The 16998-nt window shown below is 54.8% G+C and carries 13 protein-coding genes; 6 read left to right on the forward strand and 7 right to left on the reverse strand.

Annotated elements, in window-relative coordinates; genetic code table 11:
* Positions 1–141: 141 nt before the first annotated feature.
* Both nsrR and rnr read left to right on the forward strand, forming a co-directional pair.
* Complete coding sequence (gene nsrR / locus HF650_RS02695; protein WP_187801071.1) at positions 142–567, forward strand: nitric oxide-sensing transcriptional repressor NsrR; 426 nt, start codon at positions 142–144, stop codon at positions 565–567.
* Between the two features lie 38 nt (positions 568–605).
* Positions 606–3041 (forward strand): ribonuclease R, encoded by a 2436-nt coding sequence (gene rnr / locus HF650_RS02700; RefSeq protein WP_187801072.1) that lies wholly within the window; start codon positions 606–608, stop codon positions 3039–3041.
* Positions 3042–3118: 77 nt separating this feature from the next.
* Here rnr and HF650_RS02705 read toward each other — a convergent pair whose 3' ends face one another.
* Positions 3119–3562: a hypothetical protein gene (locus tag HF650_RS02705; protein ID WP_187801073.1), complete on the reverse strand. Its 444-nt coding sequence runs from the start codon at positions 3560–3562 to the stop codon at positions 3119–3121.
* A gap of 180 nt (positions 3563–3742) precedes the next feature.
* Between HF650_RS02705 and HF650_RS02710 the strand changes: the two genes are divergently transcribed.
* Positions 3743–3985 (forward strand): biofilm development regulator YmgB/AriR family protein, encoded by a 243-nt coding sequence (locus HF650_RS02710; RefSeq protein ID WP_023478549.1) that lies wholly within the window; start codon positions 3743–3745, stop codon positions 3983–3985.
* A 53-nt stretch (positions 3986–4038) separates the two neighbouring features.
* Here HF650_RS02710 and HF650_RS02715 read toward each other — a convergent pair whose 3' ends face one another.
* From HF650_RS02715 to HF650_RS02730, 4 genes are all read right to left on the reverse strand, one after another.
* Entirely contained in the window at positions 4039–4323 is a 285-nt protein-coding gene (locus tag HF650_RS02715; protein ID WP_187801074.1) for a hypothetical protein, read from the reverse strand.
* A gap of 555 nt (positions 4324–4878) precedes the next feature.
* On the reverse strand, positions 4879–5400 hold the full coding sequence (locus tag HF650_RS02720; protein ID WP_187801075.1) for a DUF6882 domain-containing protein: 522 nt from the start codon (positions 5398–5400) through the stop codon (positions 4879–4881).
* A gap of 100 nt (positions 5401–5500) precedes the next feature.
* Positions 5501–7498 carry a choline BCCT transporter BetT gene (gene betT / locus HF650_RS02725; protein ID WP_187801076.1) on the reverse strand — a complete coding sequence of 666 codons (1998 nt, stop codon included), beginning with the start codon at positions 7496–7498 and terminating at the stop codon, positions 5501–5503.
* Between the two features lie 259 nt (positions 7499–7757).
* Positions 7758–8303: a YfaZ family outer membrane protein gene (locus tag HF650_RS02730; RefSeq protein WP_187801077.1), complete on the reverse strand. Its 546-nt coding sequence runs from the start codon at positions 8301–8303 to the stop codon at positions 7758–7760.
* Between the two features lie 686 nt (positions 8304–8989).
* Here HF650_RS02730 and HF650_RS25515 point away from each other — a divergent pair.
* Positions 8990–10915, forward strand: a complete 1926-nt coding sequence (locus HF650_RS25515) for a methyl-accepting chemotaxis protein (protein WP_275944599.1) — start codon at positions 8990–8992, stop codon at positions 10913–10915.
* 147 nt (positions 10916–11062) lie between these two features.
* Positions 11063–11794 (forward strand): 23S rRNA (guanosine(2251)-2'-O)-methyltransferase RlmB, encoded by a 732-nt coding sequence (gene rlmB, locus HF650_RS02740; protein ID WP_187801078.1) that lies wholly within the window; start codon positions 11063–11065, stop codon positions 11792–11794.
* Between the two features lie 92 nt (positions 11795–11886).
* Here rlmB and HF650_RS02745 read toward each other — a convergent pair whose 3' ends face one another.
* The gene (locus HF650_RS02745) at positions 11887–13176 is read right to left on the reverse strand and encodes an MFS transporter (protein WP_187801079.1); all 1290 of its coding nucleotides are present in this window, start codon (positions 13174–13176) and stop codon (positions 11887–11889) included.
* A gap of 192 nt (positions 13177–13368) precedes the next feature.
* Between HF650_RS02745 and HF650_RS02750 the strand changes: the two genes are divergently transcribed.
* A complete protein-coding gene (locus HF650_RS02750) occupies positions 13369–14988 on the forward strand; it encodes an isovaleryl-CoA dehydrogenase (protein WP_187801080.1) in 1620 nt (539 codons plus the stop codon).
* Here the strand turns inward: HF650_RS02750 and HF650_RS02755 are convergent.
* The gene (locus HF650_RS02755) at positions 14985–16919 is read right to left on the reverse strand and encodes a methyl-accepting chemotaxis protein (RefSeq protein WP_187801081.1); all 1935 of its coding nucleotides are present in this window, start codon (positions 16917–16919) and stop codon (positions 14985–14987) included. The two genes, HF650_RS02750 and HF650_RS02755, sit on opposite strands and share 4 nt — an antisense overlap.
* Between the last annotated feature and the right edge of the window lie 79 nt (positions 16920–16998).

Consider the following 16998-nt stretch of genomic DNA (forward strand, 5'->3'; position numbering starts at 1 on the left):
GGCGCGAATCTCGCGCCCTATCTCCTCGCTTTTTTTACCTTTCTGTTCAAATAAATTAGCGACCTGACTGGTGGCTGGTTTATCATCAATAAAGTCAATACCTGCGGGTATCTCGCTTTTTTCCCTGTTATTGAGGTTGGTGTGCAGTTAACAAGCTTTACCGATTACGGTTTACGCGCTTTGATTTACATGGCGGCCTTGCCGGAAGGGCAGATGACCAATATTTCTGAAGTGACAGAAACGTATGGTGTCTCCCGTAATCATATGGTTAAGATAATCAATCAGCTAAGTCGTGAAGGCTATGTCGCGGCGGTGCGTGGAAAAAACGGCGGTATCCGCCTGGGCAAGCCTGCGCGAGATATTCGTATCAGTGATGTTGTGCGCTCCCTTGAACCGCTGACGCTGGTGAACTGCCACAGCGATTTCTGCCACATCACCAACGCTTGCCGACTGAAAGTCGCCCTCTCAAAAGCCGTGCAGAGTTTCCTGAAGGAACTTGATAACTACACGCTTGCCGATTTGGTTGAAGAGAATCAACCGCTCTACAAATTATTGCTGGTGGAATGACAAAACGCTCCGCCAGAGCTGACAACGGAGGAACCGCTATGTCACAAGATCCTTTCCTCGAACGCGAAACTGAAAAATACTCTAATCCTATTCCCAGCCGCGAATTTATCCTCGACCATCTCTCCAAACGCGAAAAGCCTGCCAGCCGGGATGAACTGGCTGTTGAGCTCAATATCGAAGGCGAAGAACAACACGAAGCCCTGCGCCGCCGTCTGCGCGCCATGGAGCGCGACGGGCAGCTGGTCTTCACCCGCCGCCAGTGCTACGCCTTACCGGAACGTCTCGACCTGCTGAAAGGCATTGTTATTGGCCACCGCGATGGCTATGGTTTTCTGCGCGTTGAAGGCCGCAAAGACGATCTCTATCTCTCCAGCGAGCAGATGAAAACCTGCATCCACGGCGATCAGGTGCTGGCACAGCCGCTGGGCGCCGATCGCAAAGGGCGCCGCGAAGCGCGTATCGTCCGCGTACTGGTGCCAAAAACCGGGCAGATTGTTGGCCGCTACTTTACCGACGCTGGCGTCGGCTTTGTGGTGCCGGACGACAGCCGCCTGAGCTTCGATATCCTTATCCCGCCTGAAGAGATCATGGGCGCGCGTATGGGCTTTGTGGTGGTGGTCGAGCTGACCCAGCGACCGACTCGCCGCACCAAAGCGGTGGGTAAAATTGTTGAAGTGCTGGGCGACAACATGGGCACCGGCATGGCCGTCGATATGGCGCTGCGCACCCATGAAATTCCATATCAGTGGCCGCCGGAAGTTGAAAAGCAGATTGCTGACCTGAAAGAGCAGGTACCGGAAGAGGCAAAAGTGGGCCGCGTCGATCTGCGTAATCTGCCGCTGGTCACCATTGATGGCGAAGATGCCCGCGACTTTGATGACGCCGTTTACTGCGAGAAGAAACGCGGCGGCGGCTGGCGCTTATGGGTTGCCATCGCCGATGTCAGCTACTACGTGCGCCACGGAACGCCGCTGGACAACGAAGCGCGTAATCGCGGCACCTCCGTCTACTTCCCGTCCCAGGTTGTGCCAATGCTGCCGGAAGTGCTCTCCAACGGCCTCTGCTCTCTGAATCCGCAGGTCGATCGCCTCTGCATGGTATGTGAGATGACCATCTCCGCTAAAGGGCGTCTGACCGGCTACAAGTTCTACGAAGCGGTGATGAGTTCCCACGCGCGTCTGACCTACACCAAGGTGTGGCATATGCTGCAGGGCGATGGCGAGCTGCGCGAGCAGTACGCACCGCTGGTAAAACATATTGAAGAGCTGCACACCCTCTATAAAACGCTCGAGCAGGCGCGCGCCGAGCGCGGCGGCATCTCCTTTGAGAGCGAAGAGGCGAAGTTTATTTTCAACGCTGAACGTCGCATTGAGCGCATTGAACAGACGCAGCGTAACGATGCACACAAGCTGATTGAAGAGTGCATGATCCTCGCCAACATCTCTGCGGCCCGCTTCGTTGAGAAGGCAGAAGAGCCTGCGCTGTTCCGTATTCACGATAAACCGACTAATGACGCCATTACCGCGTTTCGTACCGTGCTCGCCGAGCTGGGTCTGGAGCTGCCGGGCGGCAACAAGCCGGAGCCGCGCGATTATGCCGCGCTGCTGGAATCGATCGCCGATCGTCCCGATCACGAAATGCTGCAAACCATGCTGCTGCGCTCAATGAAACAGGCGATCTATGATCCGGAAAACCGTGGTCACTTTGGCCTCGCGCTGCAATCCTATGCGCACTTTACCTCGCCGATTCGCCGCTACCCGGATCTTTCGTTGCACCGCGCGATCAAGTATCTGCTGGCGAAAGAGAACGGCGAGAAGGGCAACAGTACCGCAACGGGCGGCTGGCATTACAGCATGGAAGAGATCCTCCAACTGGGTCAGCACTGCTCAATGGCCGAGCGCCGTGCCGATGAAGCGACCCGTGATGTTGCTGACTGGCTGAAGTGCGACTTTATGCAGGATCAGGTGGGTAACACCTTCTCCGGTGTGATCGCCAGCGTTACTGGCTTCGGCTTCTTTGTGCGTCTCGCTGATCTGTTTATCGATGGTCTCGTGCATGTATCATCGCTGGATAACGACTACTACCGTTTTGACCAGATTGGCCAGCGCCTGATTGGCGAATCCGGCGGTCAGACCTATCGCCTCGGCGATCGGGTTGAAGTGAAGGTTGAAGCGGTCAATATGGACGAGCGCAAGATTGACTTCTCGCTTATCTCCAGCGAGCGCGCCCCGCGCAATCCGGGTAAAACCGAGCGAGAGCGCAATAAAAAAGGCGCGGCAGGGCGCAGCAACACCAGCAAAAAGCCGCCGCGTCGGCAGGCTAATAAAAAGGTGAATTTCGAGCCGGATAGCGAATTCCGCAGCGATAAAGCCAGAGGAAAAGCGAAAAAAGCGAAAAAGCCCTCTGAGAAAACGCAAAAAATAGCCGCCGCCACCAAAGCCAAGCGCGCGGCGCGCAAGAAAAAAGCCGATTGATAATCAAAAACCCCTTCTGCAAAGAGGGGGTTTTTCTTTATATCCTGTCCAATGATAAGAGGTGGCTAAATAAAGCGTCAGAGAAAAGCCGTTTCGGCGCTGCCAATTTTCGTTAAGTCACACCCTGTGAATTTCATACCGATGCCGTGTTCTGGATCGATTTCGTTTGAAAAGAGTAAACCGAAACATCTCTTCTCCGGCGGCAACAGGTAGATTCTTATTAGCGTCAGCTCGCTGAGCGCTGCGGAATAGATGCTTAGCGTGTAGTTCTGCGCTGCGATAACGGCTTTTTCGAAAATGGCGTATTGCTGATGAATAAGAAATGCGAGCGTCTCTCTTATATTTCCATCTGCCACATCGCACTCAAGGGCAGTGCATTGCACCGCCTGCGCGCCAAAAGCGGGCAGGGTTAGATCTGTCGTTATACCTTCATCATCTGCGTAAAAATCGAGCTTCTGGACACTCATCTCATCTCCCCTGAGCAGTTCGGCCTTACCCTCTAAAAACCTGTCAGACCCCATGTTACAAGGGCTGAGGGCGGTTCGTGGTATCAGAATCAGAGGATATATCCTTAAAATGATTGCGCGCTAACGTTTTCACGTCTAACTTGTCGGTGTTGTACAAGTTTCGTGGGGAAATCTGTACAACTTACTGGGCTGACTGCAAAGGATAGCCACGTCACTTTTTCTAGCGAGTTTATGATGAATAACGCGACTTTTAAGACATTTGAGACTACAGACAGCAAGCTTCATGCCTTTGAGGCCGAAAAACAGATTATTGACGAGCTGACCTTTGCACTGAAATCAGTGAAAACCGTGGTGACCAATAAGGATCTGATTCTTGCTCTTATCAGCCGGCTTGAGACGGAATCTGACGTTGTCCAGAATGACATCCTGCGCAACGCGCTGGAGATGATTGTTCATCGCACTCAGGATGATATCTAAGTAGATGGATTTAGCACGGCAGCCTTTGCACAAGCGGAGGCTGCCGTTTTTTATTAATGGATCTTATCGTCCGTGCCTGGTTTCCACTGCGCTAGAAAGTTCTTACGGTTCACCGGCGCACGCGAACGTTCGTTCGTCGTTTTAGCAATCATCGCCTGAATTTCATCAATAGCGCTGTCGCAGGCCGCAATGCCTTCGCGGCTTACCGCCTGTTTGCGTTTGTCATTGAGTATTGCCAGCACGGCGCGAAAAGAGACTGCCTCATCCGTGTTCAGCAGCTGTTTGACAGCCTTTCCGATAAGCACACCTGCCACTTTTTCTGTATCAATGGTGCTCATGGTCTCCTCCTGTTAGGGCCAGCAAAATAAGCTCTTACTTTTCAGTGCGCTCTGTTTTACCTGACTCTGCGTTGGTGAGCGTTGCCTGGAACAGTTCTCCAGCCTGGTGTCTCCTAATTAATAAAAAGTCGCCTTAAGCGAATAAAGATGCATATTTAAATCGTCTTATAATAATACTCACTAAAAAAACGTTTTTTATACGCGATGAGACACTTTACATAATAAATATTATGTCGCTATGTTGAATTAATCACTGTTTATTTAATTATAAAAGATATTGGCGGCCTCTCCATTTTTTGAGAACTATCTGGTTTTTATTCTGTTTTTAGTAACAGAAAAGAGAGGTGTGTTAGATTGAAAGTCAATTTTTTCAGTTGGATAGGTGGCGTTTTACGAAAGAAGCGGTCTCAATGGTGACGCGCAATAATATAAAAAACTATAACAGTGTGCGTTATGTTTTTAATAACAGTTGTCCGTGAATTGAGATTTAGCCTAATCCAACGATCTGGAAAAAAATCGGTTTTGATGATTATTTTCCAGACCTGCAACATGCGCTTACGCTTGCTTATTAATAGTCACATTGTCAAAGACCATAAATACCCGGGTCGTACCAGCGAGGCCGCTATATCCGCCCGCACCGCCGCCAAGGTGACAGGCGAGCGCGGTAAAGGTCCAGGCATCTTCTGCAGAGGCGCTAATCTGACGTGTGGTTAAGGTTTCAAGACCATGCTGCTCGCCAAAGGCGCGCACACGGGCGGCATATTCGCCGAGCGCTTCGCGCACGGAAGGGTGATCCCATCCCCATAGCCAGGTTCCCTCTTCGGTGTCATAGGTGCCAACCACCTGCACCGGCGCGGTAATGACCCACCCTTTTTCATGATTGGTAAAGGTAATGGTACCGACATCGAGATCAACACCCCACTCGGCGCTGTCCAGGCCCCACATCTCGGTTGCCGCCTGTGTACGCAGCTGCATCTCATTATTGGCGCGGACAATGGTCAGGTCGGGTTCGCGAAGCGCTTCGTCCTTCGCTTTATCGTTACCACCGCCAAAAAACTTCTTAAAAAAATTGGCCATCCGGAGTCTCCAGTAACTCGTTGTCGTTTCGGTAAAGTTTAGCGCGTCAGGGCTTGAATCCTGATTGAAAAAACACCGCCCGCAGGCGGTGTTGGGGTGGTTAACGAACCAGATGCAGGAAGTGTAGATGTTTTTCATATTGATCAAGAATATCGTTGATCAACTGCTCCTGATTCCAGCCCATAACATCATAGTTTTGCCCGCCCTCTTTGAGATAGATTTCAGCGCGGTAATACTTATGCTGCTCCGCCTGCTGTTCATCACTCTCCAGGCCCGAAATCGCAAAGGTCGGGGCGTTATACCCTCGCAGCCTCACTTCATAAATAAAGTTAAGCTCATCGCCCAGGTCGACTTCGAAGCGAATACGATCGTCTGCGGCATCACTGATGGTACTGCGCGTTCCCTGTTTATTAAGCTCCTCCTGCACCAGTGTCATCGCTGGCTGGATGACATCATCCATAAAGCGTTTCACCAGCGATCGTTTCGGCAGATAGGCGATATTACGTAACCGACGCTGCCACGGGATCGGGTTGCGCGCCGCAGTCGGCGCGATGGTCGCCATGCTTTGGCTTTCACGCTTGGTGAGATCCCGACGCAACGCTTTTAACAGCCCATAAATTGAGATCAGCAGGATCACTGAGAAGGGCAGCGCACTGGCAATGGTCACCGTTTGCAGGGCGCTTAACCCGCCAGCCAGCAGCAGCGCAATCGCCACCACACCCATCAGCGCAGCCCAGAAGATGCGCTGCCAGACCGGCGTATGACTTGAGCCGCCGGAGGCGAGGGTATCCACCACCATGGCACCAGAGTCAGCGGAGGTGACAAAGAAGACAATCACCATCGCCATGGCGATAAACGACAGAACGCTTGCGAAAGGGAAGTGCTCAAGGAAGTTAAACAGCGCCAGCGCGACATCCTGCTGCACGGTGTCAGCCAGGTCGCGTGCGCCTTCGGTCATGATGAGATGGATCGCGCTGTTACCAAACACCGTCATCCACAGCAGCGTGAAACCTGCCGGGACAAACAGCACGCCAGTGACAAACTCACGGATCGTTCTGCCACGGGAGACGCGGGCGATAAACATACCGACAAACGGCGACCAGGAGAGCCACCAGCCCCAGTAGAGCAGCGTCCAGCCGCCCAGCCAGTTGCTCGACTTCGGCTCATAGGCGTAGAGGTTAAATGTCTTGCTCACCAGCTCGGAGAGATAGCCGCCGGTGTTCTCAACAAAGGATTTAAGTAGCAGCACCATCGGGCCAAGCAGCATTACTAACACCAGCAGCAGCAGCGCCAGGCTAAGGTTCAGTTCAGAGAGGATGCGGATCCCTTTATCGAGGCCTGATACTACGGAAATCGTGGCAAGGCCGGTGATCACGACGATCAAAATAACCTGTACGGTCTCATTGATCGGCACGCCGAACAGATGATTCAGGCCCGCATTGACCTGCAATACGCCGTAGCCCAGCGAGGTGGCTACGCCAAAGACCGTACCGATCACCGCGAAAATATCGACAGCGTGGCCTAAAGGCCCGTAAATGCGATCGCCAATAATCGGGAAGAGCGCGGAGCGCAGCGTGAGCGGTAAACCGTGGCGGTAGCTGAAGAAGGCGAGGATCAACGCGACAATGGCGTAGATGGCCCAAGCATGCAGCCCCCAGTGGAAAAAGGTGAGGCGCATCGCCTGCTTCGCCGCTTCAATGGTTTCAGGTGTGCCCACCGGTGGCGATAAGTAGTGCATCACCGGCTCGGCCACGCCAAAGAACATCAGGCCGATCCCCATGCCTGCCGAGAAGAGCATCGCGAACCAGGAGTGGTAGCTAAAGTCAGGCTGTGCGTGGTCGGGCCCAAGTTTAATATCGCCATAACGCGAAAGCCCAAGGAAGGTGACACTCAGCAGGATCAGCGCGACGGCAAGGATATAAAACCAGCTGGCATTGGTGAAAAGCTCCTGCTGTAACAGCTTGAATTTCGTGTCGGCGAGTTCGGGGAAAAGCGAGGCGAAAGCCGCAAGGAGCACGATTAATAACGCCGATGTAGCAAACACAGGCTTATTGATCGTGTTCCCGGCCTTAATTGTCGAAAGATCTTGTTCACTCATAATCTATTCATTCCATAGGTTAGTTGCCCTGAACGGATATAAAGAACAGCGAAATAGTAACAAATATGATGGTCAGGAGAAGTTATTATTCGAATGAATATAACCCCATAAAATATAAGATTTATGCGGTAATCCCAGGCTCGCAGGGTTTTGCCTTTGTTACTGGAAGGAGAGGCGCAGTAGAGAATCGATCCTGCCTGCACGCCAATGTTAAGGCAGGGGAAACGGGGAGAAGCATTCCCCCCGGTATGCACAAATATCAGAAGGTGACGCCAGCGCCTAAATAGGCTCCGTCGATAATGGTATGGCCCGGACGACCATCTTTGCCATCGACGCTTGCGTGACGGTAACCGGCTTTAAGCGTAAGCGGGGTGATAGGTGTCCACTTAATGCCGCCATTCGCTTCGACGTAATTTTTCACGCTGTTGGTCAGGCCGTTCGGTGCGGAGTAGCCTTCGCCATAGAGATGAATACTGTCCGTCAGCGCCCAGTCGATGCCGCCGCCAATCGGGAAGGCCACGCCGTTATCGCCTTTTTTCGGCCCGAGGTAGACGGCTTTTGTGCCCGCAGAGAGGGTCACCGGACCGAGGCCAAAGTTATAGCCCACGCCCAGGCTGCCCAGTTGCGCACCATCCTTCGTGTTTTTTACCCAGTTGCTCTCTGCATATAAGCCATCTGAGCTTTTGCCTAATTCCGCATTGAGATTGGTGTAGTTCTTACTTTGTTCGGCGGTAAAACCCATCGCCAGGGCTGAACCCGATGCCATAACCAGAGATAAAGATAAAAGAACAGATAATTTTTTCACGTTTGCGACTCCTCAATAATTTCACATTGAACTTATCAAGTACGCCTCTGTCTGAAAAATTGCGCTGGTCTCAAAATGTAAATTACGTAACGCATGATATTTAACGCTCGTTATGGCTATTATTTGGCGATGTCAATATTGGATGCTCGTCTGGTTTAGCGTTGGTTTAATTCCCTGCCTCAATTAATATTGAATATTTGCCTTGGTTGTTCTTTTTTTCATCATTGCTTTAAATATGAAAAATATTACCATCGCAATTGATAATAATCATTTCTCTTTGACCTTAATATGCTGTTACATTCTTTGAAATAACTATATGTATCACCAACTTTTTAGCCCGGCTTGCTTACAGGTTCGCATTATCTGTCGTCATTGCTGGCGGGCTGATCCACTTCGCTAAAGGACTCTTGCTCCAGCGCGCAATCACCGGGTGCAAAATTATTTTTAACGACATTAATAGCACCCTAATAAAATGCACCTCTAAAAAGATAGATAAATATGATATATCCCGATCGGGGCGGTAATATGTTATGCCGAAATGGATTCAACGTGCGTTGCAGTAATACGTGATTTAGATCATGAATACTCTATTTTACGCATAAGCTGAAGAATAAATCATAAAGTTAAATTTTAAGGCTGACGATAACTGGAAATAGCGCCCCCAAACTAACTTTATGGTGAACCGTATGTCCGTTACCGCTTTTATAGGAAACATCACGAATAATTTGAGCGTCGGCAAAAAACTGACCTCCAGTTTTATTATCGTGCTTATTATTATGTTGATTACCGTTGCTACGGGTCTTATTGGCTTTAAAAAAGTTGAAGAGAATGCCGATAAAGAAGCGGTTACCGTCCAGATGGTAAATACACTCAGCACCGCACGCCTTAACCGCACCCTTTATCAATATACCGGCTCGGCGGAAAACGCTGATAAAAACCTCAAGGCGTTACAACAAATTATCGAGCTGGCGAACTCGCTGGATACTTTCTCCTGGAGCGAGGAAGGGCGGGCGAAAATTGATAGCCTACAGCAGCAAACCGAAACGTACATGGCGCAAAGAAGCACCTTTGTCTCGTCAATACAGCGCCGTAACGAGCTGGCCGCCGCGTTGCGCGCCGCGAAGATTGAAGATATCGCCCAGCAGACCGCGTCACTGAGCGCCAGCGGTAGCCTCAGCCCTGACAGCACGGTAGTGGCCGCGCGACTTGAAGGCAGGCTGCAACAGTCGGCGCTGTTAATTGAAGAGCTGATCGATTCCGGCAGCGCCGATATCGCCGCCCGTCTCAGCACGGCGCTTCAGCAAAGCGCGGAATATGGTAAAGCGCTGGCCGGGCAGGGCGGAGAGCTTGACTCCTTAAACGCTGCGCTGACCACCGAGCTTACCAGCCTGCGGGAGAATATTGACCAGTTCGTCACCGCCTTTGCCAATCAGGCAACGCAATCTAAAACCCTGACCGGCACCGCCACCCATTTAAACGAGTCCGTTGAGAATTTCTTCGTCTGGCAGCAGGCGCAGGTGAAGCAAACCATGTCTCATGCGATGACCATCATGCTGATTGCTGCGGCGGTAGGCATTGCGATTGCGCTGCTGATTGCCTGGCGCATCACCCGCAACATTACCCGTCCGCTGCGTGAAACGCTGCATATTGCCGAGCGCATTTCGCAGGGCGATCTCACCATGTCTATCTCAACCGAACGTCGCGATGAGCCGGGGTTGCTACTGCAAGCGGTTTCCGTGATGAATGAGAACCTGAAAGAGGTGATATCCCGCGTGCGTAGCGGCGTGGAGAGCGTGTCGCGCGCCTCGGCAGAAATCGCCGCTGGCAACATCGATCTCTCCTCGCGTACGGAGCAGCAGTCCGCTGCGGTAGTAGAAACCGCCGCCAGTATGGAAGAGCTGACCTCAACGGTGAAACAGAACGCTGACAACGCCAGCCATGCCAGCAAACTGGCGGCAGAAGCCTCTTCAAATGCCGATCGCGGCGGCAAGATTGTCGGTGAAGTGGTCACCACGATGGAGGGCATCCGCGCCAGCTCGCACAAAATTGGCGACATCATCAACGTCATTAACAGCATCGCTTTCCAGACCAATATCCTGGCGCTCAACGCCGCAGTAGAAGCGGCGCGTGCGGGTGAACAGGGGCGCGGGTTTGCCGTGGTTGCAGGTGAGGTAAGAACGCTGGCGCAGCGCAGTGCCACGGCGGCAAAAGAGATTGAAGCCCTGATCCATGAAGCGGGTACCCAGGTAGAGAATGGCTCTAAGCTGGTCGCCGGTGCCGGTGAGGCGATGGAGGGGATCGTCACCTCTGTGGCCCAGGTACGCAATATCATGAATGAGATTGCCGGCGCGTCAGAAGAGCAGAGCCGCGGCATCACCCAGATTGGTCAGGCGATGGCTGAGATGGATACCACCACCCAGCAGAACGCCGCGCTGGTGGAGGAGTCCTCTGCGGCGGCAAGCTCGCTCGAAGAGCAGGCGCGAGAGCTGGAGCAGACTATCTCTATCTTCACCCTTTCCGGCCATAAAGCGCAGGCCGCGAAAAAGCCAGCGGCAAGCAAGACCGCCGCGCTTAAACCGGCGCTGGCAGAGACAAGCTGGGAGAGTTTTTAACGCGCAATTCCCGGCGCTTAGATAAACCTGCCGCCTCGCACGGCGGGTTAAGTTCGACCTGAGGCGTGGGTTGGTTATAATGGGCGCCGGTGATCACTATCACGGCCCTAACAACCCGGCGCAAACCGCCCCAAATGAGTACCCTCAATGAGTGAAATGATTTACGGCATCCATGCGGTGCAGGCCCTGCTGGAGCGCGCCCCGGAGCGTTTTCAGGAAGTTTTTATTCTGAAAGGCCGCGAAGATAAACGTCTTCTGCCGCTGATCCACGCGCTGGAAGCGCAGGGCGTGGTGATCCAGGTAGCGAACCGCCAGTATCTGGATGAGAAGAGCGAAGGCGCGGTGCACCAGGGGATCATTGCACGCGTTAAGCCTGGCCGTCAGTATCAGGAGAACGATCTGCCGGATCTGATCGCCAGCCTCGATCAACCCTTCTTTTTGATCCTCGATGGCGTCACGGATCCCCATAACCTCGGCGCCTGTTTACGTAGCGCCGATGCGGCGGGCGTCCATGCGGTGATCGTGCCGAAGGACAAATCGGCGCAGCTGAACGCGACGGCGAAAAAAGTGGCCTGCGGCGCGGCAGAGAGTGTTCCGCTGATCCGCGTTACCAACCTGGCGCGCACCATGCGTCTGCTGCAGGAAGAGAATATCTGGATCGTCGGCACTGCGGGCGAAGCGGATCACACCCTGTTCCAGAGCAAAATGACCGGCCCGATGGCGCTGGTGATGGGCGCGGAAGGCGAAGGTATGCGCCGTCTGACCCGCGAGCACTGCGATGAGCTGATCAGCATTCCGATGGCGGGCAGCGTCTCCTCGCTGAACGTTTCGGTCGCAACCGGTATCTGCCTGTTTGAAGCGGTACGCCAGAGAAGTTAAGTGCACGCAATGCCGGATGGCGCTTCGCTTATCCGGCCTACAGAACAATGCCGGATGGCGCTTTGCGTATCTGGCCTACGCAACAGCCATCGTTACTCCTCAAGCGATCGCAAGTGGTCATCTTTATTAAGCGTCATCAACGCTGCAATGCTTACCACCGCCGTCGCCATCACGTAATAGGCCGGAATATCCAGATTGCCGGTCTCTTTAATCAGCCCCGTAATAATCAACCCCGCGCAGCCCGAAAAGAGGGCGTTTGAGAGCGAGTAGGCCACGCCCAGGCCTGTGTAACGCACACGCGTCGGGAACATCTCCGACAGCATCGCCGGACCGGGGCCTGCCAGCACGCCTACCAGACCGCCCGCAATCAGCACCACCCCCGCTTTTATCGCCAGCGTGCCCGACTCTGCCTGCAGGATTTTGAGCAGCGGCAGCGCGAGGATCAGCAGCAAAATCGTCGCTGTCACCATCACCGTGCGGCGGCCATAGCGATCGCTCGCTATTCCGGCAGGAATAATGGTCAGCGCAAAGCCGACATTGGAGATGACCGCAATCAGCAGCGCCTGGTTAAAGCCGGTATGCAGCGCTGATTGCAGGTAGGTCGGCATAATCACCAGATAGGTGTACCCGGCGGCGGACCACACCATCACCCGGCCAATGCCCATAAAAATCGCTTTCAGCGTCGCGGTGCGGTTGGCTTGTTGAATGGGCGGTTTCTCCTGCTGCTGCACAAAGCTCGGCGTCTCCTCCATGCTCACCCGCAGCCACAGCGCGACCACGCCCATCGGCAGGGCGAGGAAGAAGGGGATGCGCCAGCCCCACTCATGCAGCGCTTCCGGTGTGAGGATCGCCGAGAGCAGCGCCACCACGCCTGCGCCGCAAAGCAGCCCCAGCGCAACGGTAAAGGATTGCCAGGCGCCATACAGCCCGCGCTTGCCGCGCGGGGCGAACTCGGTCATCAGCGACACCGCGCCGCCATACTCACCGCCGGCAAACAGCCCCTGCAAAATACGCAGCCCGGTAATGATCAGCGGCGCGGCAACGCCAATCGAGGCATAGACCGGCACCATGCCAATCGCGGCGGTCGCCAGCGTCATCAGTACCAGCACGATAATCAGCGTCGGTTTGCGCCCGAGCCGATCGCCAATGCGCCCGAACAGCACCGCGCCCAGCGGGCGAAAGAAAAAGGCGATGGCAAACGACGCGTAAGTGAGGATCAGGCTGGTCAACCCCGAGTCGCCCGCCAGCTGGAAAAAGTTTTTCGCAATCACGGTGGCGAGGAAGCCGTACACCGCAAATTCGTACCACTCGATAAAGTTACCAATCGAGCCGGCGATAAGCGCACGCTTGTGCGCATCTGGCGCAGGGTGAGGTGAATGCATAATGATTCTCGTCAGGAAGGTGAGAATAAATTATTCATTAGAATGTTCGTAGAGAAATATATTATTCCTGAATAATGTGAGCCGTTTCACGATTGATCGCAATGATATTACCGCTGTGTGACTCCCCTCCCATGCAGCGCCAGCGTGTGCTGTCCATACTTAGCGGCGTAGCATTTTAAGGAGGGAGTGAGCATGCGCTGGCAAACGCACACCGTTTTTAACCAACCTATTCCCCTGCACAATAGCAACCTGTTTCTCTCTGACCGTCCGCTCTACGACGCGGTAATGCGCGAAGGCGCGGCGTGGGACGCTGAACTGCTCGCCAGCATCGGCCAGCAACTCGGCACGGCAGAATCCCTTGAACTCGGTCGGCTGGCGAACGCCAATCCACCGGAACTGCTGCGCTACAGCAGCACCGGCGAGCGGCTCGATGATGTGCGCTTCCATCCGGCCTGGCACCTTTTGATGCAGGGGTTGTGCAGCAACCGTGTGCATAACTTGGCGTGGGAGGAGCAGGCGCGAGCCGGATCGTTTGTCGCGCGCAGCGCCCGTTTCGTGCTCCATGCGCAGGTGGAGTCCGGCACCCTTTGCCCCATCACCATGACCTTTGCCGCCACACCACTATTGCAGCAGGCGCTTCCCGCAGCTTTTGCTGGCTGGCAGCAACCGCTGCTCAGCGATCGCTACGATCCCCATCTCTTGCCGGGCGGCGAGAAACGCGGGCTGCTTATCGGCATGGGGATGACGGAGAAACAGGGCGGCTCCGATGTGTTGAGTAACACCACGCGCGCGGAAAAGAGCGGCGATCACTACCGGCTGGTGGGGCATAAGTGGTTCTTTTCGGTGCCGCAAAGCGATGCGCACTTAGTGCTGGCGCAGACGGCGGGCGGCCTCTCCTGCTTCTTTGTGCCGCGCTTTCTGCCAGACGGTGAGCGTAACGGCGTGCGGCTGGAGCGGCTCAAAGAGAAGCTTGGCAACCGTTCGAACGCCAGCAGCGAAGCGGAGTTTGTTGACGCCTGCGGCTGGCTGCTCGGCGAAGAGGGCGATGGCGTACGCCAGATCCTCAAAATGGGCGGGCTGACGCGCTTTGACTGCGCGCTCGGCAGCCATGGCCTGATGCGCCGTGCCCTCTCTGTGGCGCTCTATCATGCCCACCATCGGCAGGCATTTGGCAAAAACCTTGTCGATCAGCCCTTAATGCGCGACGTGCTTAGCCGCATGGCGCTCCAGCTTGAGGGGCAAACGGCAATGATCTTTCGCCTCGCCCGCGCGTGGGATAACCGGTCGGATGCGCAGGAAGCATTGTGGGCGCGCCTCTTTACGCCAGTGGCGAAGTTTGCGGTGTGCAAAAGCGGCATACCGTTCGTCGCCGAAGCGATGGAGGTGCTGGGCGGGATCGGCTACTGCGAAGAGAGCGAATTGCCGCGGCTCTACCGCGAAGTACCGGTTAACAGTATCTGGGAAGGTTCGGGAAACGTGATGTGCCTGGATGTGCTGCGCGTGCTGGCGAAACAACCGGGCGTGCTGGCGTTATTAAGCGAGGAGTTTGCAGCGGTCAAAGGGCGGGATCGCCATTTCGAACGCGCCTGGCGGCAGCTCCAGCCGCGGCTGCGTAAGCCGGACGAAGCGCAAGGGCGGGAGATTACCCAGCAGCTTTGGCGACTGGGCGTCGGTGCGCAAATGCTGCGGCACGCATCGCCGCCGATAGCGCAGACGTGGTGCCAGATGATGCTTGATACTCGCGGCGCGTCGCGGATTGATGAACAGGTGAAAAGTGACCTGCTGCTGCGCGCCACGGGCGGAGCCCATTAATCCATTTTTAAGCGGAACAGGCTCACCAGCTCGCTCAGATGTGCCCCTTTTTCACGCAGAATGCGCGCGGTCTCTTCACTCTGTGTTACGCGTCCGGCGTTGATGTGCGTAGCATCGCCAATGTGCGTCATCGCCAAGTTCACCTGATTAATCCCGGCGGACTGTTCATGGGAAGCATGGTTTATCTCATGCACCAACTGGTTGATATTGTTCATATGATTGATGATCGCCTGCATTGCGATGCGGGTCGCCTCCGACTGAGAGTGACCTTCGCCCACTTTTTTCAGCGTATCGCCAATCAGTGCGTCGATCTCTTTCACCGCGTTAGCGCTGCGTGCCGCCAGAGCGCGTACTTCCTGGGCGACAACGGCAAAGCCTTTGCCATGTTCGCCTGCGCGCGCCGCTTCCACCGCTGCGTTAAGCGCGAGGATGTTAGTCTGGAAGGCAATTGACTCGATCACATGGGTAATATCGGCGATACGCTGTGAAGCGGCGCGAATATCTTCCATTGTCTCTACGGAGTGCTCGACGGTCTGGCCACCTTTTTTCACCGCGTCGGTGGTTTCATTCACCAGGTGCTGCGTCTGCTCCATATTGGCGGCGTTTTGCTGCACGGTGGCCGCAATCTGCTCCATGCTGGCAGAGGTCTCTTCCACGCTGCTGGCCTGCTTATTGATCTGATCGCTGATCTCGCTGCTGTCGGCGGCCAGCGCATTGGTGCCGAGGTTAATCTCGGCGGCGGATTCGCGCACCTGCAGCACAATTTTATGCAGCCCATCGCCAATGCCATTGATCGCGGCGATCAACTGACCTACCTCATCGTGACGATCCACTGCCAGCGTGGCGCGCAGATCGCCTGCGGCATACTGCTGTGCCAGATCGATCACGCTACGCAGCGGGCGCGACAGCCAGCGGCGAATGATCACCACAAACAGCGTCGCGAAGAGCAGGGAGACGATAACGCCTGCCAGCAGGAACTGGTTACGCATGGCGTTAACATCGTGCAGCAGCGTGGCTTTATCAACTTCACCCACCACCGTCCAGTTCCAGCCGGGCAGCGCGGTGTAGGAGAGCAGCAGCGTGCGGCCATCGGCGCTCTGCTGTGTCAGCGTGCCGCTCTCGTTGTTCAGCACTGCCTGCAGATCGCTTTCGCTCCACTGCGGGCGTTTGCCTTCCTGGTCGCCGTGGAACAGATAGTTACCGAGGTTTTTCCCTGGGTTGCGGTCAATCACGAAGAAATGCCCGCTCTCGCCCAGTTTGCGCCCGAGGATCTTGCCGCGCATCACCTGCCAGGAGCGGGTGATATCGACGCCGACAAACAGAATAGCGATGGTGTTGCCGCTGGCATCTTTTACTGGCTGGTACTGGGTGATATAGCGTTTGCCGAACAGCAGCGCGAGGCCGCGATAGACCTCACCTTTCATCACCGGTGCAAACGCCGGGCTGGCGGGATCAAGCTTGGTGCCGATCGCACGATCGCCATTCTCTTTACGCAGGGACGTGGCGACACGCACAAATTCGTTGCCGCTGCGCACGAAAAGGGTGGCAATCGCGCCGGTGCGGTTAAGGAAATCATCAGGAATGGCGTTGTTGTTATGCAGCTCAACGTCCCCGGCTTTCAGTAGCGGAACGTCGATGCCGTTAATCTCGCGGCGCTGCTGTGGGTCAATGGCAAGCGGCTGCGGCAGGAAGCTGCCAAACAAACGTGTATAGCTTTCAACTTCTTCGCTGAGGCTGCTGTTGAACATCTCCACCATGTCGACCACGCCGGTGGACTGGCTGTGCAGATCTTCCATAGCCAGCGTTTCCAGCTGTCGGCTGGCGTTGTTGCTCATCAAAAAAGTAAAGAGGAGAAATAGTGTCGCAACGCTTGCGCCAGTCAGCAAAGAGAGCTTTGCACCGAGGCTGGCACGACGAAAGAGGGCGCTCATAATGTGTCCGTTTTTGTCTGTGTGAGCCTCCTTAACGGCAGGACGCGGACAATATTTAGCGTAGATTTGTAACATTATG

Source organism: Kosakonia sp. SMBL-WEM22 (assembly GCF_014490785.1).
GTDB lineage: Bacteria > Pseudomonadota > Gammaproteobacteria > Enterobacterales > Enterobacteriaceae > Kosakonia.

Coding starts and splice junctions, on each gene's coding strand:
- rnr (WP_187801072.1), top strand. CDS start 606: ATGTCACAAGATCCTTTCCTCGAACGCGAAACTGAAAAATACTCTAAT.
- HF650_RS02705 (WP_187801073.1), bottom strand. CDS start 3,562: ATGGGGTCTGACAGGTTTTTAGAGGGTAAGGCCGAACTGCTCAGGGGA.
- HF650_RS02710 (WP_023478549.1), top strand. CDS start 3,743: ATGAATAACGCGACTTTTAAGACATTTGAGACTACAGACAGCAAGCTT.
- HF650_RS02715 (WP_187801074.1), bottom strand. CDS start 4,323: ATGAGCACCATTGATACAGAAAAAGTGGCAGGTGTGCTTATCGGAAAG.
- HF650_RS02720 (WP_187801075.1), bottom strand. CDS start 5,400: ATGGCCAATTTTTTTAAGAAGTTTTTTGGCGGTGGTAACGATAAAGCG.
- betT (WP_187801076.1), bottom strand. CDS start 7,498: ATGAGTGAACAAGATCTTTCGACAATTAAGGCCGGGAACACGATCAAT.
- HF650_RS25515 (WP_275944599.1), top strand. CDS start 8,990: ATGTCCGTTACCGCTTTTATAGGAAACATCACGAATAATTTGAGCGTC.
- rlmB (WP_187801078.1), top strand. CDS start 11,063: ATGAGTGAAATGATTTACGGCATCCATGCGGTGCAGGCCCTGCTGGAG.
- HF650_RS02745 (WP_187801079.1), bottom strand. CDS start 13,176: ATGCATTCACCTCACCCTGCGCCAGATGCGCACAAGCGTGCGCTTATC.
- HF650_RS02750 (WP_187801080.1), top strand. CDS start 13,369: ATGCGCTGGCAAACGCACACCGTTTTTAACCAACCTATTCCCCTGCAC.
- HF650_RS02755 (WP_187801081.1), bottom strand. CDS start 16,919: ATGAGCGCCCTCTTTCGTCGTGCCAGCCTCGGTGCAAAGCTCTCTTTG.